3 protein-coding genes are annotated in these 22,131 nt (G+C 74.4%); all 3 read right to left on the reverse strand.

What is annotated here, in order from left to right; all coding sequences use genetic code 11:
* Positions 1-19: 19 nt before the first annotated feature.
* From RAN62_RS07235 to RAN62_RS07245, 3 genes are read right to left on the reverse strand one after another with little or no spacing between them, the layout of a single operon-like run.
* Positions 20-1,477, reverse strand: a complete 1,458-nt coding sequence (locus tag RAN62_RS07235; protein ID WP_305783692.1) for a UbiD family decarboxylase — start codon at positions 1,475-1,477, stop codon at positions 20-22.
* Positions 1,474-2,076: a UbiX family flavin prenyltransferase gene (locus RAN62_RS07240; RefSeq protein WP_305783693.1), complete on the reverse strand. Its 603-nt coding sequence runs from the start codon at positions 2,074-2,076 to the stop codon at positions 1,474-1,476. The genes RAN62_RS07235 and RAN62_RS07240 overlap by 4 nt, the downstream gene beginning before the upstream one ends.
* Before the next feature lie 5 nt (positions 2,077-2,081).
* Complete coding sequence (locus tag RAN62_RS07245) at positions 2,082-22,073, reverse strand: type I polyketide synthase (protein ID WP_305783694.1); 19,992 nt, start codon at positions 22,071-22,073, stop codon at positions 2,082-2,084.
* Between the last annotated feature and the right edge of the window lie 58 nt (positions 22,074-22,131).

Raw genomic sequence — 22,131 nt, forward strand, 5'->3', positions numbered from 1 at the left:
CTGATCGGGTAGGGGCACCTCAGGCGAGCAGCTCGGCGACCCGCTGCCGCACCGCTTCGGGGTAGCTGTAGCGGAAGGAGCTGCGCCGGCTGCGCTCGGCCGCCGGCGGGAGAAGTCCGTTGAGCACAACCTTGGGGCCGTAGCCGAGCCGGCGTTCCTCGGCGGAGTAGCAGCCCGCGAGGGGGTTGATCATGCCGTGGCGCACGAACCGGCCGTGCGCGGGACTGACCCGGGTGGCGATCCCCCACGCCAGCTCGGCTGGGTCGGAGGGGTCGATGTCGTCGTCGAGCACGAAGACGCGGGTCATCATGGCCTCGATCCGGGTGGCCGCCAGCACCTGCGAGATGCGCAGGCACACCGCGTCTCGGCTCAGGCCCGGCAACCGGTCACGCCAGTCCTCGGTCAGCGTGATGACCAGCCAGTGCGCGGCCGCCTCGAACGGCATCCACGCCGTGGCGACGGGCAGCTTCGCGGCGCGCAGCAACGCCAGCGCCTCGGCCGCGGTGACCAGGCCCCAGGCGGTGTGCGTCTCGTCGACCGGCTCACCGGCGACCGAGATGGGCCAGACGGGATCGTCGCGGTAGGTGATCGCCTCGACGACGTACTCCGGTTGCATGCTGGTGTGCCGCGGCTGGTAGCCGGCGTACTCGCCCATCGGGCCCTCGACCGCCGTCCGCCCGGGCATGACGTGGCCCTCGATGACGATCTCGGCGCTGGCCGGGACCAGCAGGTCCACGGTCTTGGCCCGCACCAGCTCCAGCGGCTCGCCGAAGTGCGCGCCCAGGAAGCCGGTCTCCTCGACCCCGTCGGGCAGCGGCATGCTCGCCACGAACGGGATGCCCGGCTCGGTGCCCTGCACGATCGCGAACGGCATGGGCTGGCCGAGGTTGTCCCACATCTTGCGGATCTGCCCGAGGTGCTGGGTCGGGATGAACGTCCCCGTCATCCGCTTGCCGTCGATCTTCATGACCCGGGCGATGGCCCAGTTGGTGAACGTGCCGTCCGGCGTCGCCACGATGATCGTGCCCCAGGTGTTGAGGTACGGGCCGCCGTCGCCCTCGTGCAGCAGCGTCGAGGGGAACCGGTCGAGGTTCGCGTCGTCGCCCAGCAGCACGTTGTCCTGGCAGGGGGCGGAGTCGACGACCACCGGCGGGATCGGCTCACGGGTGCGGGCGCTCGCCAGCGCGTCGACGATCTCGTGCGCCGTGGCGGTGACGTCCAGCCCGAGCGACAGGGCCACGCGGGCCAGCGGGCTGCCCGGGATGCTGCTGAGCCCGGCGGGCGCCGCGAGCACCCGGCAGAACCGCCCGGTCCCGATGAGGTCGTTGAGCATCAGGGCCGGACCGCGGTGCTCGTACGTCCAGCGGGCCGCCGCCCCGGCCTCCAGGTGCGGATCCACCGGGTCGTCGATCTCGCGGACGTCGCCGTGCGCCGCCAGCACCGCCAGATACTCGCGGAGATCCCTGAGTCGCTTCATTCGGTTCCCTTCAGCAGGTCCTCGCCGGACGGGCTCACGGGCAGGCCGCCCCAGCGGTGCACGCCGCCGGAGTCCAGCCCGAACTGGTCGAGCACCCGGCCGGCGAAGTTGTCCGCGACGTCGTCGAGGTCGTGCGGGCGGGCGTAGTAGGCGGGCACGGGCGGCATGATCGTCACGCCGATCCGGGCCAGCCCGAGCATGTTCTCCAGGTGGATCGGCGACAGCGGCGTCTCCCGGGTTACCAGCACCAGCCGCCGCCGCTCCTTGATCACCACGTCGGCGGCCCGGGTGACGAGGTCCTCCGCGTAGCCGGCCCGGATCGCCGCGAGCGTCTTCATGCTGCAGGGGATCACGACCATTCCCGCCGTACGGAAGGAGCCGCTCGAGATCGCCGCGGCCTGATCGCCCGGCCCGTAGCTGACGTCGGCCAGCGCGCGCACCTCGGCCACCGTGTACGGGGTCTCCAGCTCGAGCGTCGGCCGCGACCACCGGCTCAGCACCAGATGGGTCTCCACCGTGCCGATCTCCCGCAGCCGCTGGAGCAGCCGGACCCCGAGCGCGGCACCGGTCGCCCCGGTCATGGCGACGATCAATCGCATGCCGGTCATTCTTCCGCCCGGAGCGCGCCGCCCCATCCCTCGGTCGAGTAGTGCGCCGGGGCCTCCAGCAGCCAGTCGCCGACGATCCGCGCGGTCGTCGCCACGTGCTCGCCCTCGATGATCGTGAAGTGGTCGCCGGGCGCCTCGACGACCTGACCCATCGCCGCCAGCACGCCGGCGCGCCACTCGGGCCGCTCGTCGGTGACGAGGGGCTGGGCCGGGCGGACGTACAGGGTCGGCGTGGTGAGCCCGGCCGGTCGCCAGCCGCGCAGCAGCTCCAGGCACCAGACCTGGGCGGTGATCCGCTCCGAGAGGTTGCCGCCGCCCATCAGGCGCAGGTAGTCCACGAACCGTTCGTTCAGCGCGCTGCGGAACAGCTCCTCGGGCCCGCCGCCGTCGCCGTCGAAGCTGTACGAGTCGATCAGCACCACCCCGCGCGGGGCCCGGCCGCGGGCCTGCAGCTCCTTGGCCACCTCGTACGCCACGACGCCGCCCGACGAGTGCCCGACGAGCGCGAGGTCGCCGTCGCCCGCCCCGGCCTCGACCGCGTCGGCCAGGCTGCGCACCAAGGTGTCCAGCGTGGCCGGCAGCGCCTCCCCGGCGTGGAACCCGGGCGGCACCAGCGCCGACACCCGCCGCCCGGCCCCGAGGTGCTCCGCCAGCCGGGTGTAGACCTGCGGCCCGGTGGTCATGACGGTCGGGCACACGAGGATCAGGTGCGGGCCACCTTGCCCGGGGCTCAGCTCGACCAGGGCGGCCTCCGAGCCGGCCGAGTCGTGGAACTTCGGCCGCAGCCGCGCCCCGCCGGCCATCAGTTGCTGGGCGCTCCCCAGCTCGCCGCTGCGCATCGCCTGCAGGTAGAGCTCGCCGAAGAAGTCCGGCGGGGCCTCCGCCGCCGGGCCGCCGGTCGCCGGGTGCAGGGCGGCGTCCAGGGCCCGGGCCAGGCTGCGCGGGTCCGGGTGGTCGAACACCGCCCCGGCCGCAAGGGTGGCCCCCGTGCGGGCCTGCAGGACGTTGCGCAGCTCGACGGCGGTCAGCGAGTCGAAGCCGAGCTCCTTGAACGGCTGGTCGTCGTCGAACCGCGCGTCCGGGGTGTGACCCAGCACCGCCGCGGCCGCCTCCCGGACCAGGGTGAGCAGGGCTTCTTCCCGCTCGGCGGCGGGCAGCCCGGCGATGCGCAGGGCCGGCTCGCCGGAGCCCGAGGCGCCCGGCTGCACCAGGGCGACCGCGGCCTCGGGGAGGTCGGCGAGCAGGGGGCTCGGGCGGGCCGCCGTGAAGACCGGGGCGAAGCGGGCCCAGTCGATGTCGGTCACCACGAGGGTGGTCTCGTCGTCGTGCAGAGCCCGCTGCAGCGCGGCCAGGGCCAGGTCCGGGCGCATGGGCACCAGGCCGAGCAGGCCGAGATGGTCCCGCTGCCCGGACTCGGCGGCGGCGAGCATGCCGCCCTCGTCCCACGAGCCCCAGGCGATCGAGGTCGCGGTGCGGCCCCGCGCCCGGCGGGCGGCAGCCAGGGCGTCCAGGTACGCGTTGCCCGCCGCATAGCCGCCCTGCCCGCCGCCGCCCCACGAGCCGGCGCCGGAGGCGAAGAGGACGAACGCGTCCAGCTCGGCGTCGCGGGTGAGCTCGTCGAGGTGGTGAGCGCCGGTCAGCTTCGGCGCGAGCTGGTGCTCCAGCTCGGCGGGGGTCAGGGCGGTCAGGAGCGTGGGATCCCCCGCGACACCGGCGGCGTGCACGACCGTCCGCAGCGGATACTCCTCGGGGATCTCGGCCAGCGTCTCGGCCAGGGCGTCGCGGTCGGCGACGTCGCAGGCGGCGACGGTGACCTGGGCGCCGGCGGTCTCCAGCTCCAGGCGCAGCAGGTCGGCGCCCTCGGCGTCGGGGCCGCGGCGGCTGAGCAGGAGCACGTGCTCGGCGCCGCGCTCGACGATCCAGCGGGCGACGTGGGCTCCGAGGCCGCCGGTGCCGCCGGTGATCAGTGCCGTGCCCGTGGTGGTCCAGGGCGCGGGGCCGTTGCTCGCCGGGGCGTGCACGAGGCGACGGCCGAAGGTGCCGGCCGGGCGGATCGCGAGCTGGTCCTCGCCGGTGGTGTTGGTCAGAGCGGTGGCCAGGGCGTGGGCGGTGCGGGGGTCGAGGGTGGGCGGCAGATCGATCAGGCCGCCCCAGCGGGTGGGCTGTTCGAGGGCCGCGACCCGGCCGAGGCCCCAGAGCGCGGCTTGCTCGGGTGCGGTGAGCGGGTTCTGGGCGCCGGTCGAGACTGCGCCCTGGGTCAGCACCCACAGCCTCGGGCCGGTGTCCGGGATCGCGGCCAGCAGCTCGGTGACGGTATCCAAGGCCGGGACGAGGGACACGATGCCGGTGAGCCCGGATCCGAGCTGCGGGCGGCCGGCGTTTTCCACGATCCGGGTGCCGGATCCCAGCGCGTCGGCCACGGCGACGGTCAGGGGGTCGCCGGCCCGGCCCGGGGCGGCCACGACGGCCCACCGGCCGGCGGTGGCCTGGGCGGGCTGGAGGCGCAGCGGCTTCCAGGATTCGCGGTAGCGCCAGCCGTTCACGGTGGTGTCGTCGCGATGCCGGTCGCGCCAGGTGGCGAGGGCCGGGAGCATCGTGGCGGCCAGGGTGTCGTCCACGCCGAGCGTCTCGGCGAGGCTGCCGGCGTCGTGCGAATCCACCGTGGCCCAGAACTCGCCGTCCAGCGAAGGCGACGCGGTCGCCACGGCGGGCTCGGGCCAGAACCGCTGCCGCTGGAAGGCGTAGGTCGGCAGCGGCACTCGCCGGGCTCCCCGCTCCGCGAACACCGGCGACCAATCCACGGCGACGCCCTGCGCATACAACCGGCCCAGAGCGCTCAACAACGCCTCATTGTCGCCGCGGTTGCGTCGCAGCATCGGCACGCTGTTGTCCACCAGCCCGGACAACACCCCGTCCGGGCCCGCCTCGACCAGCGTCGTCACCCCTTGCTCGGCCAGCCATCGTACGCCGTCGGCGAACCGCACCGTGCCGCGCACTTGCTGGACCCAATAGTCGGCCGTTTGCATGGCATCGTCGGGCGCGCCGGTCAGATTCGACACGATCGGGATCAGCGGCTCCCGGAACTCCACCTCCGCGAGCACATGCGCGAATGCTGCGAGCATCGGCTCCATCAATGCCGAGTGGAAGGCGTGCGAGACCCTGAGCCGCGTCACCTTCCCGGTCGCCGACGCGATGAGCGCGTCCACCGCTTCCTGCGGGCCGGACACCACCACCGAGCCGGCCGTGTTGACCGCCGCGATCGAGACGGTGTCGGGCACCTCGCCCTCGGGCATCTCGATCGTGGCCATCGCACCGCCGACCGGCAACGCCTGCATCAGCCGGGCCCGGGCCGCCACCACCCGCGATGCATCCTGCAACGACCACATCCCCGACACGTAAGCGGCCGTCACCTCACCGATCGAATGCCCCAGCAGATAGTCGGGCGTCACACCATGGGCGCGCAGCACCTCGAACAGGGCCGCCTCGATCACGAACAGCGCCGGCTGCGCCCATCCGGTCTGGTTGATGAGGTCGGCGTCGTCGCCCCACATCACCTCCGCCAGCGGCAGCTCCAACTCGGCGAGAAGGGCATCCACCGCCGCGGCAAAGACATCCGACGACTCATACAGCTCACGGGCCATGCCGATGCGTTGCGCGCCCTGCCCGGTGAACAGCACAGCCAGCCGGGGAGCCGCCTGCGCAGTCACCGGGACAACGCTGCGCAGACCGGCGAGCAGGTCGTCACGGTCGCGGCCCACCACCACGGCCCGGTGGTCGAACAGCGCTCGTGCATCCAACAGCGACCAGGCCACATCCACCGGGCGCAACGAGGGATGCGACTCGACGTGGGCGGCGAGACGGGCGGCCTGGGCGCGTACGGCGTCGTCGGTCTTGCCCGACAGGATCCACGGCACCCACGGCTTCGACTCCGTGTCGCTCGACGGCGGGGCGGCCGGGACGGCGGGCGGTTCCTCGAGGATGGCGTGGGCGTTGGTGCCGCTGATGCCGAACGAGGACACGCCGGCGCGGCGCGGGTGACCGTTGGCGGGCCACGGCATCGCCGCCGTCAGCAGCCGGACGTCGCCCTCGGTCCAGTCGACCTGAGCGGTGGGCGCGTCCACGTGCAGCGTCCTGGGGAGCAGGCCGTGGCGCAGGGCCATGACCATCTTGATGACGCCGGCGACACCCGCGGCGGCCTGCGTGTGCCCGATGTTGGACTTCAGGGATCCCAGCCACAACGGCTGGTTCTTGGGACGGTCCTGGCCGTAGGTGGCCAGCAGCGCCTGGGCTTCGATCGGGTCGCCGAGCCGGGTGCCCGTACCGTGGGCCTCCACCGCGTCCACCTCGGAGGGTGACAGGCCCGCCGCCGCCAGCGCTTGACGGATCACCCGCTGCTGGGAGGGCCCGTTCGGGGCGGTCAAGCCGTTGGAGGCGCCGTCCTGGTTGACCGCGCTCGAGCGGAAGATCGCCAGGATCTCGTGGCCGTGGCGCTCGGCGTCGGACTGCCGTTCCAGCACCACCATGCCGGCGCCCTCGGCCCAGCCCGCGCCGTCGGCGCTGTCGGCGAAGGACTTGCACCGCCCGTCGGCGGCCATGCCGCCCTGCACGGTGAAGCCCACGAACACGTCCGGCGTCGCCATCACGGTGACGCCGCCGGCCAGGGCCAGCGAGCACTCCCCCGCCCGCAGCGCCTGCGCGGCCAGGTGCATGGACACCAGCGACGACGAGCAGGCCGTGTCCACGCTGACCGCGGGTCCCTCGAGGCCGAGGGTGTAGGCGACCCGGCCGGAGATCGCGCTGCCCGCCGCGCCGGTGATCATGTGACCCTGGACGTCCTCGCCGCTGCGGGCGACGAGGTCGGTGTAGCCGGACTGGTAGGCGCCCGCGAAGACGCCGGTCGGGCTGCCGGCGAGGGTGCCCGGGTCGATGCCCGCCTGTTCGAGAGCTTCCCACGACACTTCGAGCAGCAGCCGCTGCTGGGGGTCGGTGGCCAGCGCCTCGCGGGGCGAGATGCGGAAGAACGCCGCGTCGAACTCGTCCACCCCGTCGGCGAAGCCGCCCTCGCCGGTGGCCGAGGTGCCCGCCGTGGCGCCGGTGCCCAGCAGGCGGCCGAGGTCCCAGCCGCGGTCGGCCGGGAAGGGCGCCACCCCGTCGGCCTCGTCGGCCACCAGGCGCCACAGGTCGTCCGGGTTGCTGACCCCGCCGGGGAAGCGGCAGGCCATGCCCACGATGACGATCGGGTCGTCCGCGACCGGCACGAGCGCCGGGGCGGTCGTGGTGGCCGCCGGCAGGGCGTCGCCGAAGCCGGCGGCCAGGTGCGCGGCGAGACGCGTCACGGTCGGATAGTCGAACACCGCGCTGGACGCGAGCCGCAGCCCGGTCCGGGTCTGCAGCACGTTGCGCAGCTCGACCGCGGTCAGCGAGTCGAAGCCGAGCTCCTTGAACGGCTGGTCGCCGGCGACGCGGGTGCCCGGGGCGTAGCCGAGCACCGCCGAGGCGGCGTCCCCGACCAGGTCGAGCAGCGCCTTCTCCCGGTCGGCGGGGGCGAGCCCGGCCAGCCGGTGCGCCGGGCCGTCCGCGTCCCCGGCGACGGCCGCGCGGCGCAGCACGCCCCCGGCCAGGGCCCGCCAGATCGCCGGTACGCCGCCCGGTGCGCGCAGGGCCCGTACGTTGAGCCGGGTCAGCGCCACCACCGGGGCCTCCGCCCGCAGCGCCCGGTCGAAGAGCGCCAGGCCCTGCTCCACCGAGACCGGCGGGATGGCCGAGCGGGCGATGCGCCGCAGGTCGGCGTCGGACAACTCGCCGGTGCGCCCGACCTCGGTCGTCCACGCGCCCCAGGCCAGCGAGAGTCCGGGCCGGCCCTCGTGGCGGCGCTGTTGCACCAGGGCGTCCAGGAAGGCGTTACCCGCGGCGTAGTTGCCCTGCCCGCCGCCGCCGAGGATCCCGGCGAGCGAGGAGAAGACGACGAACATCGACAGGTCCCGGTCGCGGGTCAGCTCGTGCAGATGCCAGGCGGCGTCCACCTTCGGGGCGAGCACCCGGTCCAGCTGCTCGCGGGTCAGGCTGCCGATGACACCGTCGTCGAGGACACCGGCGGTGTGCACGACGCCGTCGACCGGATGCGCGTCCAGCACCGCGGCGAGGGCCGCGCGGTCCGTGACGTCGCACGCCACGATCTCGGCCCGGGCGCCGAGCTCCGCCAGCTCGGCGACGAGCTCGGCGGCACCCGGGGCGTCGGTGCCGCGCCGGCTGAGCAGCAGCAGGCTCCGGATCCCGTACGCACCGGCGAGATGCCGCGCCACCAAGCCGCCCAGACCGCCGGTGCCGCCCGTGACGAGGACTGTCCCGGTGGGCGTGACGACCGGCTCGTCCGTGGGGCGCGACCGGGTCAGCCGGGCCGCGTGGAGCCGGCCGTCGCGCAGCATCAGTTGCGGCTCGTCCGCCGCCAGGACGTTGCCGAGCGTGGCGGGATCCCATTCCGCGTCGGTGTCGAGCAGAACGATCCGCCCGGGATTCTCCGTCTGCGCCGACCGCACCAGACCGTGCACAGCGGCCGCCGCCAAGTCCGTCGGCGGCTCCGTCACCGCGCCGCGGGTCACCACCACCAGCGGGTCGGCGTTGTCGCCGGCCAGCCACAGCTGCAGCTGGTCCAGGACCCAGCCGGTCACCTCGTGGGTGGAGGCGGGCACCGCGTCCGGGTCGCCGGCCACCGTCAGCACCACCGGCCGGTCCACCGGATCGGCGCCGAGCGGCGTCGCGCGGTCGGCCACGATCCACTCCGGCACCGGGATCCCGGCCGGGTCGATGCCGATCCAATCCAGAGTCAGAACAGCGCTGTCGTCGGCGGTGCCGGTCAGGGAACCGTCCGGGAGCGGCCGCACCGCGAGCGAGCCGATCGACAGCACCGGCAGCCCACTGCCGTCGGCGACCGCGACCGCCACCTCGTCCGTCCCCGTACGCGTCATCGTGACCCGCACCCGGGCCGCACCAGAGGCCCGCAGCACCACGTCGCCGAAGCTGAACGGCAGGCCGCCCTCGCTGACCCCGGCGAACACGGCCGGGTGCAGGGCGGCGTCCAGAAGCGCGGGGTGGATGGCGTAGAAGCCGGCGGCCGCCCGGGCGCCCTCGGGCAGCTCCACCTCGGCCAGGACCCGGTCGCCGAGCCGCCATGCCCGGCTCAGTCCCTGGAACAGCGGGCCGTAGGAGGCCGAGGCGGCGTAGAAGTCACTCAGATCGATCTCGGTCGCCCCGGCCGGCGGCCAGGCCTGGCTCACCGGCTCGAACTCGGCGCCCGCCACGGCCGCGCCGGAGCTCAGGACGCCGCTCGCGTGCCGCGTCCACTCGTCCTGCCCGTCCGGCCGGGCATAGACGGCCACGGCCCGCTGCGTCTCGCCGGCGTCCACGACCACCTGCACCTGGACCCCACCCTGCGCGGGCAGCACCAGCGGCGCCTCGAGGACCAGCTCGTCCAGCCGGTCGCACCCGACGCTGTCCCCCGCCCGCACGGCCAGCTCCACGTACCCCGTGCCCGGGAAGACCACATTCCCCTGTACGGCGTGATCGCCCAGCCACGGGTGGGTGCGCAGCGACAGCCGGCTCGTGAACAGCACGCCGTCGCTGTGCGGCAACGCCACCATGGCCCCGAGCAGCGGGTGCTCGGCGGGATCCAGCCCGGCGGCAGTCACGTCGGCCGGGCCGCCGGTCGCCTCGGGCCAGTAGCGCCGGTGTTCGAACGGGTAGGTCGGCAGGTCGACCCGGCGCCCGGTGACCGCGTGGGTCCAGTCGACGCCGACGCCGTACGTCCAGGCCTGGGCCAGGGCCTGCACCAGCCGCCGCAGGTCGCCCTCGTTGCGGCGCAGCGTGCCCAGCACCGCCGCCGTGCTGTCCGGGCTGCTCTCCACGATGTCCTGGATCGCGGGCAGCAGCACCGGATGCGGGCTGATCTCGATGAACGTGACCGGCCCGGCCGCGATCAGCTCCCGCGCGACCGGCTCGAACGACACCGGCCGGCGCATGTTGGCGAACCAGTAGCCCGCGTCGAGGGTGCCCGGCTCCCGGACGCCCGGCTCCACCGTCGAGTGGAAGGGCACCGAGCCCGCCCGCGGCTCGACGTCGCGCAGCAGCTCGGCCAGGTCGCCGGCCAGATGGTCGACCAGGTCGCAGTGGGTGGCCACCGAGGAGGCGACCACCCGGGCCCGGACGCCTTCCTCGGTGAGCCGGGCCGTGAAGTCCTCGACCGCGTCCTGCGCGCCGGCCACCGTCACCGTCGCCGGGCCGTTGATCCCGGCGATGCTCAGGCCCTCGGGCAGCAGCTCGCGGACCCGGTCCACCGGCAGCGCGACGGAGGCCAGCACGCCCCGGCCCACCATTCGCTCGGCCAGCAGCCGGCTGCGCAACGCCACCACCCGGGCGCCGTCGGCCAGACTCAGCTCGCCGGCCACGCAGGCCGCCGCGATCTCGCCCTGGCTCGCGCCGATCACAGCGTCCGGCTCCACGCCGAAGGAGCGCCACACCGCCGCGAGCGACACCATGACCGCCCACAGCACGGGCTGCACGACCTCGACCCGCTTGAGCGCGGCGTCGTCGCCGAGCATCTCCGGGAGCGACCAGTCCACGAACGGATCCAAAGCTTCCTGACACTCCCGCAGGCTCGCGGCGAACACCGGCGAGGAGCCGAGGAGGTCCCGGGCCATGCCCACCCATTGCGAGCCCTGCCCGGGGAAGACGAAGACGACCCGGTCCGCCGTGCGGGCCTGCGCCGGGGCGACGGCGCCGGCGCTGATCGCGCGCAGGGCGTCGAGGTCGCCGGCCACCAGGGCGGCCCGATGCTCGAAGGCTTCCCGCGTGTGCAGCAGCGACCAGGCGACATCCTCGGCGCGCAGTCCGGGATCCGCGGTGATCCGGTCGAGCAGCCGGGCTGCCTGGGCGCGGACCGCGTCGGGCGTCTTGGCGGACAACACCCACGGCACGTCGGCTTGCGGGTCTGCGGGCGCGGGCGGTGTCACGGGTTCCGGGGACTCGAGGATGACGTGCGCGTTGGTGCCGCTGATACCGAAGGAGGAGACGCCGGCCCGGCGCGGGCGCCCGTTCGCGGGCCACGGCACCGGCGCGGTGAGCAGCCGCACGTCGCCCTGGGTCCAGTCGACCTGGGCGGAGGGCTCGGTCACGTGCAGGGTCTTGGGCAGGATCCCGTGGCGCAGGGCCTGGATCATCTTGATGACGCCCCCGACGCCGGCCGCGGCCTGGGTGTGCCCGATGTTGGACTTGAGGGATCCGAGCCACAGCGGGTTGTCCCGGTCCTGGCCATAGGTGGCCAGCAACGCCTGGGCCTCGATCGGGTCGCCGAGCCGGGTGCCCGTGCCATGCGCCTCGACGGCGTCCACATCGGAGGGCGACAGACCCGCCGCCGCCAACGCTTGACGGATCACCCGCTGCTGCGACGGCCCGTTCGGCGCCGTCAACCCGTTTGACGCGCCGTCCTGGTTGACCGCGCTGGAGCGCATGATCGCCAGGACGTCGTGGCCGTTGCGGCGCGCGTCGGAGAGACGTTCGAGGACCACGACGCCCACGCCCTCGGACCAGCCCGCGCCGTCGGCGGTGTCGGAGAACGACTTGCACCGCCCGTCCCCGGCCAGGGGCCCCTGCGCGGTGAGCCCGACGATCGCGGCGGGGGTGGCCATCACCGTCACGCCTCCGGCCAGCGCCAGCGTGCACTCGCCGGACCGCAATGCCTGCGCGGCCAGGTGCATGGCGACCAGCGACGACGAGCACGCCGTGTCGATGCTGACCGCGGGCCCCTCGAAGCCCAGGGAGTAGGCCACCCGGCCCGAGATGGCACTGCTCGCGCCGCCGGTCACCAGGTGCCCGCGCAGCTCGGCGTTGCCGGAGCCGACGATGTCGGTGTAGCCGGACTGATAAGCGCCGGCGAACACCCCGGTCGCGGTGCCCACCAGCGAGGCGGGCTGGATCCCAGCCTGTTCCAGGGCCTCCCAGGAGACCTCGAGCAGCACGCGCTGCTGCGGGTCGGTGGCGAGGGCCTCGCGCGGCGAGATGCGGAAGAACGGCGCGTCGAACTCGTCGGCGCCGGTGATGAACCCGCCCTCCGCGGTGGCCGACGTGCCCGTCCCGGAGCCGTCCGCGCCGAGCAGCGCGTCGAGGTCCCAGCCGCGGTCGGCCGGGAACGGCGTGATGCCGTCGACCTCATCGGTGACCACGCGCCACAGGCCGTCGGCGTCCATGACGCCGCCCGGATAGCGGCAGGCCATGCCCACGACGACGATCGGGTCGTCGGCCACGGACACCAGGGCCGGCACGGTGACCTCGTCCGCCGCGTCGGGGTCGCCGAGCTCGGCGGCCAGGTGACCCGCGAGCCGGGTGACGGTCGGATAGTCGAACACCGCGCTGGAGGCCAGGGCCTGCCCGGTGCGCGACTGCAGCAGGTTGCGCAGCTCGACCGCGGTGAGCGAGTCGAAGCCCAGGTCGCTGAAGGGCTGGTCCGGGTTGATCTGCGCGGCGGACGCGTGGCCCAGCACGGCGGCGGCCGACTCGCGGACCAGCGTGGTCAGGGCCCGGCGACGGTCGGCGCCGCTCAGCCCGGCCAGTCCGGGCCCGGAGCGGGCGTCGTCGGCGGCCCGTCGCTGCGCGCCGCCGGCCAGGGCTCGCCACACGGCCGGCAGGTCCGGCTGGGCGCGCAGGGCCGTGGTGTTGAGCCGGGTCAGCGCGAGCAGCGGATGGCCGGTGCCCAGCGCGCGGTCGAACAGCTCGATGCCCTGCTCGGCGGAGAGCGGCGGCATGGCCGAGCGGGCCAGCCGGGCCAGGTCGGCGCCGGACAGGGTGCCGGTCAGGCCGATGTCGGTCGTCCACGCGCCCCACGCCATCGACAGGCCGGGCCGGCCGGTGTGCCGCCGATGCTGCATCAGCGCGTCGAGGAACACGTTGCCCGCGGCGTAGTTGCCCTGCCCGGCGCCGCCGGAGATCCCGGCGAGCGAGGAGAACACCACGAACATCGCCAGGTCGGCCTCGCGGGTCAGCTCGTGCAGGTGCCAGGCCGCGTCCACCTTGGGTACGAGAACCCGCCCGAGCCGCTCCGGATCCAAGGACGCCAGTACGCCATCCTCCACCACGCCCGCGGTATGCACGACGCCCGTGACGACCCGGCCGGACAACGCGTCGGCCAGCGCGGCGCGGTCCGCCACGTCACAGGCCACGATCTCCGCCTCGGCGCCCCGCTCCGCCACGTCGGCGATCAGTTCCGCCGCGCCCGGGGCGTCGGCCCCACGCCGGCTGAGCAGCAGGAGCTTGCGGGCGCCCCGCTCGGCCAGGTGCCGCGCCACGACGCCGCCGAGCCCGCCGGTGCCACCGGTGATCACGACCGTACCGTCGGGGTCAGGGGTGTGCGGGACGGTGAGCACGAGCTTGCCCACGTGCCGGGCCTGCTGCATGTGCCGGAAGGCGTCCTGCGCCTGCCGGACGTCCCACGCCGCGACCGGCAGCGGGTGCAGCACGCCCGCGCCGAACAGGCCCATGACGTCGTGCAGCATCTCCCCGATGCGGTCGAAGCCCGCGTCCATGAGGTCGAACGCCGCGTAGCGGGCCCGCGGCGCGAGCTCGTCCGCCGACCGGACGTCGGTCTTGCCCATCTCCAGGAAGCGCCCGCCGGGGGCCAGCACGTCGAGCGAGGCGTCGACGAACTCCCCGGCGAGCGAGTTGAGCACCACGTCGACCCCGCGGCCGTCCGTGGTGGTCAGGAACCGCTCGCGGAAGGTCAGGTCGCGCGACGAGGCGATCCGGTGCCGGGGCACGCCCCACTCCTCCAGCACCGGCCACTTGGCCTCGCTGGCCGTGGCGTATACCCGCGCGCCGAGATGCCGGGCGAGCTGAATCGCCGCGGATCCGACGCCGCCGGCACCGGCATGGATCAAAATCGACTGCCCATGGCGTACGGCCGCCAGGTCCACGAGTCCGTAATAAGCGGTCAGGAAGACGATCGGCACGGACGCGGCCGTGGCGAACGACCAGTCCCGGGGCATCGGCGTGAGCAACCGCCGATCGGTGACGGCGACCGGCCCGATCGCCCCGAACGCGAGCCCGAGCACCCGGTCGCCGGCCGCGAGACCGGTGACGCCCGGCCCGACCTCAGTGACCACGCCGGCGACCTCGCCGCCGAGCGGTCCGGCCGGTCCTGGATACATGCCGAGCGCGTTGAGGACGTCGCGGAAGTTCAGGCCCGCCGCGCGTACGTCGAGGCGGACCTGACCCGGCTCCAGCGGCGCGCCGAGCTCGGGGCAGGGCACCAGCGCCAGGTTGCCGAGGGTACCGCGGCCGGTCGAGTCCAGCCGCCACGGGACGCCGTCCGCCGGGACGGTCAGCTCGGCGTCGCGGGCGGGCCGGGCCAGGCGCGGGGTGTGCAGCCGGCCCTGCCGCCACGCGAGCTGCGGCTCCCCGGCGGCGAGGACCCGGCCCAGCAGAACGGCGTCGACCTCGGTGTCGGTGTCGAGCAGGACGATCCGGCCCGGGTTCTCGGTCTGCGCCGAGCGCACCAGGCCCCAGACGGCGGCGGCGGCCAGGTCGGTCACGTCCTCGCCGGGCTGGGCGGCCACGGCGCCGCTGGTCACGACGACCAGCGGGGCGGTGCCGGCCTCGAGCCGGGCCTGCAGCTGCGCGAGCACCCAGCCGGTGAGATCGTGCGCCGAGGCCACCACGTCGTCCGGGTCGCCGGACACCGGCAGGAGCACGGCGCGCGGCTGAGCCTCGTCGTCGATGCCGGTGGCCACGTCCGCGTAGACGGCGGCCCGGTTCGCCACCGCCCACTCGGCGACCGGCTCGGCCTCCGGCAGCGCGATCTCGGGCCACTCCACCGTGAGCAGGGCCCGGTCGCCGGTGCCGGCGGTGACACTGCCGGCGGCGGCCGCCCGCAGCGTCAGCGCGCCGATCGACAACACCGGCGACCCGGCGCCGTCCGCGACCGCGATGGCGGCCCGGTCGGCGCCGCTCGGGGTCAGCACGACCCGCAGCCGGGAAGCCCCGGTCGCGTGCAGGGCCACGTCGGCGAAGGCGAACGGCAAACCGCCGGCCCGCACCGCGTCGAGCTCGGCGAACACCGTGGCTTGCAGCGCGGCGTCCAGCAACGCCGGATGCAGGCCGAAGGCTTCCGCCCCGGCCGGGCCGGGCAGTTCCACCTCGGCCAGGACGCGGTCCCCGTCCCGCCAGGCGCGGTGCAGGCCCTGGAACATCGGCCCGTACGCGAGCAGGCCGCCCTCGCGCACCCGCTCGTAGAAGCCGGCGGTGTCCAGCTCCACGGCGGCCGGCCCGGGCCACGCCTCGCCGAGCGGCGCGAACTCCGGCCCGGCGCCGTCCGGGGCGGCGCTCAGCGTGCCCGTGGCGTGCCGGGTCCAGCCGTCCTCACCGTCCGGCCGGGCGTGCACGGCCACGCTGCGCCGCCCGCCGTCCCCGGCGCCGACCACGACCTGCACCTGGACGCCGCCCTGCGCGGGCAGCACGAGCGGGGCTTCGAGCAGCAGCTCGTCGAGGTGCCCACAACCGACGCTGTCCCCGGCCCGGACGACCAGCTCGACAAAGCCGGTGCCCGGGAAGACCGCCTTCCCCTGGACGGCGTGATCGCCCAGCCACGGGTGGGTGCGCAGCGACAACCGGCTGGTGAAGACCATGCCGTCGAGCTGAGGCAGCGGCAGCATGGCCCCGAGCAGCGGATGCCCGGCCGCGCTGAGTCCGGCGGCCGTCACGTCGGCCGGCCCGGTGGCGGTGGCCGGCCAGAAGCGCTGGTGCTGGAACGCGTACGTCGGCAGATCCACCCGCCGCGCGTGGCGATCCACGAAGACCGGCGACCAATCCACCGCGACGCCCTGTGCATACAACCGTCCCAGCGCCGTCAGCAACGCCTCGTTGTCATCGCGCTTACGCCGCAGCATCGGCACGCTGTTGTCCACCAGCCCGGACAACACCCCGTCCGGGCCCGCCTCGACCAGCGTCGTCACCCCTTGCTCCGCCAGCCACCGCACCCCATCGGCAAAGCGAACCGTGCCCCGCACCTGCCGGACCCAATAGTCGGCCGATTGCATGGCATCGTCGGGCTCACCGGTCAGATTTGACACGATCGGGATCCGCGGCTCCCGGAACTCCACCGTCGCCAGCACGGCGGCGAACTCGTCAAGCATCGGGTCCATCAATCCCGAGTGGAACGCGTGCGAGACCCGCAGCCGCGTCACCTTGCCCGTCGCCGACGCGATCAGCTGCTCGACGGCCTCTTGCGAACCGGACACCACGACGGAGTCGGCCGTGTTGACCGCTGCAACCGAGACGCTGCCGGGCACCTCGCTCTCCGGCATCTGGATCGTGGCCATCGCTCCGCCGGCCGGCAGGGCCTGCATCAGGCGCGCCCGGGCCGCCACGACCCGCGATGCGTCCTGCAACGACCACATCCCCGACACGTAAGCGGCCGTCAGCTCACCGATCGAATGGCCCAACAGGTAGTCGGGCGTCACACCGTGAGAGCGCAACACCTCGAACAGCGCCGCCTCGACCACGAAAAGCGCCGGCTGCGCCCACCCGGTCTGGTTGATCAGATCCGGGTCGTCGCCCCACATGACCTCCGCCAGCGGCCGGCCCAGGAGGGGATCCAGCTCAGCGAGGATCGCGTCCACCGCAGCGGCAAAAACATCCGACGACTCGTACAGCTCACGGGCCATGCCGATGCGTTGCGCACCCTGACCGGTGAAGAGCACAGCCAGCCGCGGAGCCGCCTGGGCAGTCACCGGAGAGACGTTGCGCAGACCGGCCAGCAGGTCGTCACGGTCGGCGCCGACGACCACGGCGCGGTGGTCGAAGAGCGCCCGGGTGTCCAGCAGCGACCAGGCCACATCCACCGGACGCAACGACGGATCCGCTTCCACGTGGGCCGCGAGGCGGGCGGTCTGGGCGCGTACGGCGTCATCGGTCTTGCCCGACAGGATCCACGGGACCGGGCCATGGTCGTCGGCTTCGGTCGCCGGGGCTTCCGTCTCCGCGGGCGCTTCCAGGATCAGGTGCGCGTTGGTGCCGCTGACGCCGAAGGACGAGACGCCGGCGCGGCGCGGATGGCCGGTCCCGGGCCACGGCATCGACTCGGTGAGCAGGCGGACGTCGCCCTCGGTCCAGTCGATGTGGGTGGACGGCTGGTCCACGTGCAGCGTCTTGGGCAGGATGCCGTGGCGCAAAGCCTCGACCATCTTGATGACACCGCCGACGCCGGCCGCGGCCTGGGCGTGTCCGATGTTGGACTTGAGGGATCCCAGCCACAACGGATGGGCGCGATTCTGCCCGTAGGTCACCAGTAGCGCCTGGGCCTCGATCGGGTCGCCGAGTTCCGTACCTGTGCCGTGGGCCTCGACCGCGTCCACATCGGTGGGTGACAGACCCGCCGCCGCGAGGGCCTGGCGGATGACCCGCTGCTGCGCGGGGCCGTTCGGGGCGGTCAGGCCGTTGGAGGCGCCGTCCTGGTTGACCGCGCTCGACCGCAGCAGCGCCAGCACACGGTGGCCGTGGCGTTCGGCGTCGGAGAGGCGTTCGAGCACGATCATGCCGACGCCCTCGGACCAGCCGGTGCCGTCGGCGCTGTCGGCGAAGGACTTGCACCGTCCGTTCGCCGCGAGCCCGCCCTGGGCGGTGAAGCCGACGAACGCGTCCGCGGTGGCCATGACGGTCACGCCGCCGGCCAGGGCGAGCGTGCACTCCCCCGCCCGGAGCGCCTGCGCGGCCAGGTGCATGGCCACCAGCGACGACGAGCAGGCGGTGTCCACGCTGATGGCGGGGCCTTCGAGACCGAGGGCGTACGCCACGCGGCCGGAGATGGCGCTGCTGGCCGCGCCGGTGATGAGGTGGCCCTGGAGCTGTTCGCCGGAGCGGGCCACGAGTTCGCCGTACCCGGATCCGAAGGCCCCCGCGAAGACGCCGGTCGGGCTGCCCGCGAGGGTGCCCGGGTCGATGCCCGCGCGTTCGAGGGCTTCCCACGACACTTCGAGCAGCAGGCGCTGTTGCGGGTCGGTGGCCAGGGCCTCGCGCGGGGAGATGCGGAAGAACGCGGCGTCGAAGTCCTCGGCGCCGTCGAGGAAACCGCCCTCACCGGTCGCCGAGGCCGCGCCGGCCGCCCCTTCGCCGAGCAGCGTGTCGAGGTCCCAGCCGCGGCCGGCCGGGAACGGGGTGATGCCGTCGGTGCCGTCCGCGACCAGCCGCCACAGGTCGTCGGGGCTCGCCACGCCGCCCGGGAAGCGGCAGGCCATGCCCACGATGACGATCGGGTCGTCGGCGACGGAAACCAGCGCGGGCACGGCGGAGGCCGGAGTGTCCTCCGGTTCGCCGAAGCTGCCGGCCAGGTGCGCGGCGAGACGCGTGACGGTCGGGTAGTCGAAGACGGCACCGGCGGCGAGGCTGACTCCGGTGCGGGTGCGCAGCAGGTTGCGCAGCTCGACGGAGGTCAGCGAGTCGAAGCCGAGGTCGGTGAACGGCTGGTCGGTGCTGATGCCCGTACCGGAGGCGTGGCCGAGAACGGCCGCGGCGGTGTCGCGGACCAGGTCGGTGAGGATCTGCCGGCGCTCGTCAGCGGGCAGCGCGGCGAGTCGCGCGCCCAGCCCCTCGCGGCCGTCGCGGGTGTTGTCGGCGGCGCGGCGCGGGATCCCACCGGTCAGGGTCCGCCACATCGGGGAGTCGTGCTGGATCCGCAGCGCGGGGACGTTGAGCCGGGACAGTCCGAGCACCGCGTGACCGGTGGCGAGGGCCCGGTCGAAGAGCGCGAGCCCCTGGTCGACGGGCATGGGGGGCATCGCCGAGCGGGCCATCCGGGCGATGTCCGCCTCGGACAACGTGCCGGTCAGGCCGACGTCGGTCGTCCAGGCGCCCCACGCCATGGACAGGCCCGGCAGCCCGGCCCGGCGGCGCAGCTGCATCAGCGCGTCGAGGAACACGTTGCCGGCGGCGTAGTTGCCCTGCCCGCCGCCGCCCAGGAACCCGGCGAGCGAGGAGAACACCACGAACATCGCCAGGTCGGCGTCGCGGGTCAGGTCGTGCAGGTGCCACGCGGCGTCGACCTTGGGCGCCAGGACGCGGTCCAGCTGCTCCCGCGTGATCGAGGTGAGCGTGCCGTCCTCGATGACCCCGGCGGTGTGGACGACGCCGGTGACGGTCCGGCCGGCCAGCGCCTCGGCCAGCGCGGAGCGGTCCGCCACGTCACAGGCCACGATCTCGGCCCTGGCGCCCCGCTCCGCCAGGTCAGCTACCAGCTCCGCCGCGCCCGGGGCGTCGTTTCCGCGCCGGCTGAGCAGCAGGAGCTTCCGGGCGCCACGCTCGGCCAGGTGCCGCGCCACGACACCGCCGAGCCCGCCGGTGCCACCGGTGATCACGACCGTACCGCCGGGGTCGAGGGGTTGCGGCACGGTGAGCACGATCTTGCCGGTGTGCCGGGCCTGGCTCATGTGGCGGAAGGCGTCGCGGCCCCGGCGGACATCGAACGCGGTGACCGGCAGCGGCCGCAGCGCCCCGGCGGTGAAGAGCGCGGCCACCTCGCGCAGCATCTCCTGGATCCGATCGGCGCCCGCGTCCATCAGGTCGAACGCCTGATAGGTCACCTCGGGGCGTACGTCGCCGGCGGAGCGGATGTCGGTCTTGCCCATCTCGAGGAACCGGCCGCCGGGGGCCAGCACGTCCAGCGAGGCGTCCACGAACTCGCCGGCCAGCGAGTTGAGCACCACGTCCACGCCGCGGAACCGCTCGCGGAAGGCCAGGTCCCGCGACGAGGCGATGCGATCCTCCGCGATGCCGTGCCCGCGCAGCACGGGCCACTTGGCGGGGTTCGCGGTCGCGTACACCTCCGCGCCGAGGTGCCGGGCGAGCTGGACGGCGGCCGATCCCACGCCACCGGCGGCAGCGTGCACCAGCACCGACTCACCGGCCCGCAGGCCCGCGAGGTCCACCAGGCCGTAGTACGCCGTCAGGAACGCGATCGGCACGGAGGCCGCCGTGACGTACGACCAGCCGGCCGGCACGGTCGTGAGCAGCCGCTGGTCGGTCACGGCCACCGGGCCGAAGCCGCCGGACACGATGCCCATCACCCGGTCGCCGGCCGCGAGACCGGTCACGCCCGGTCCCACCTCGGTGACCTCGCCGGCGATCTCCCCGCCGAGGGGCCCGGCCGCGCGTGGGTCGTCGACCATGCCGAGCGCGTTGAGCACGTCCCGGAAGTTGAGGCCCGCCGCCCGGACGTGCACGCGCACCTGACCCGGCGCGAGAGGATCCAGCAGCTCGGGTACGGGATGCAGGGCCAGCGTGTCGAGCGTGCCCTTCTCGGTGGAGTCGAGCCGCCAGAGTTCGGGCGACGACTCGGGCACGGTGAGTTCGTCGGCGGCGGTGACCCGGGCGAGGCGGGCGGCGAGCAGTTTGCCGTGGCGCAGCACAAGTTGCGGCTCGTCCGTGGCAAGGACCTGGTCCAGGGAGAAGTCGTCGGCGTCGGTGTCCAGCAGGACGATGCGGCCCGGGTTCTCGGTCTGCGCCGAGCGGACCAGGCCCCACACCGCCGCGGCGGCCGGGTCGGTGATCGCCTCCCCCGGGTCGACGGCGATCGCGCCCCGGGTGGTCACGAGCACCTTCCGGTCGTCCGCGTCGAGCCGTTGCCGCAGCTCGTCGAGGATCCGGGCGGTCAGCTCATGGGTGGATCGGACAACGTCGTCCGGGTCTCCGGAGGCGGTCAGCACCACCGCTTCTGCGGGCTCGGCGCTCGACGGCTCGGCGGCAGTGGCGTCCACCCATTGGATCCGCAGCATGGCGCCGTCGCCGGTGCCGGTCGTGACGCCGGTCGCGGCCACCGGGCGTACGGTCAGCGCGCCGACCGACAGCACCGGCGAGCCCGTGCTGTCCGCGACCGCGATCGCCACCTGGTCGGGCCCGGTCCTCCTCAGCGCCACCCGCAGCCGGGCCGCCCCGGAAGCGCGCAGGACCACGTCGGTGAAGCTGAACGGCAGCCCGCCGTCGCGCGCGGCGTCGAGCTCGGCGAAGACCGCAGGATGCAACGCGGCGTCGAGCAGCGCCGGATGGATCCCGAACGACGGAGCAAGTCCCCGGCCGGCCTCCGGCAGCTCGACCTCGGCCAGGATCCGGTCCCCGTCGCGCCAGGCCCGGACGAGACCGCGGAACACCGGCCCGTACGCGAGGAAGCCGCCCGCGGCGAGCTGCTCGTAGAACTCGGTCGTGTCGATCTCGGTGGCACCCGGCGCGGGCCAGGCCCGGCTCACGGGGTCGAACTCCTGCCCGGCGCGGGCGGCCCCGGCGCTGATCGTGCCGCTGGCGTGGCGGGTCCACTGCTCCTGCCCGTCGGGCCGGGCGTACACGGCGACGCTGCGGCGCGTGGAGTCCGGCTCGGGCTCGCCGACGACGACTTGCAGCTGGACGCCGCCCTGGGCCGGCAGCACCAGCGGCGCTTCCAGGACCAGCTCGTCGACCTGGTCGCAGTGCACGCTGTCGCCGGCGCGGACGGCCAGCTCGACGAAGCCGGTGCCCGGCAGCAGCACGGCGCCGCGGACGGCGTGGTCGGCCAGCCAGGGGTGGGTGTGCAGCGACAGGCGGCTGGTGAACACCACGCCGTCGGTGTGGGGCAACGGCACCACCGCGCCGAGCAGCGGATGCCCGGCCGCGTCGAGTCCGGCGGCGGTGACGTCGGCGGGACTCGAGGCGGGGCCGGGCCAGAAGCGCTGGTGCTGGAACGCGTACGTGGGCAGGGCGACCCGGACGGCGCCACGCCCGGCGAAGACGGTGTCCCATTGCACCGGGGCGCCGTGGACCCACGCCTGGCCCAGCGCCTGCACCAGCCGGCTCAGGTCGCCCTCGCCCCGGCGCAGCGTGCCTGTCGCAGGGGCGATGTCCTGCACGGCGGGCAACAGCACCGGGTGCGGGCTGACCTCGATCACCACGCCCGGTTCGGCCGCCTTCAGAGCCTGCTCGAACAGCACGGTGGTGCGCAGGTTGCGATACCAATACGCGGCACCCCACTCGGCGGTGTCCATCAGG

The sequence above is a fragment of the Symbioplanes lichenis genome (genome assembly GCF_030709675.1).
GTDB classification, from domain to species: domain Bacteria; phylum Actinomycetota; class Actinomycetes; order Mycobacteriales; family Micromonosporaceae; genus Actinoplanes; species Actinoplanes lichenis.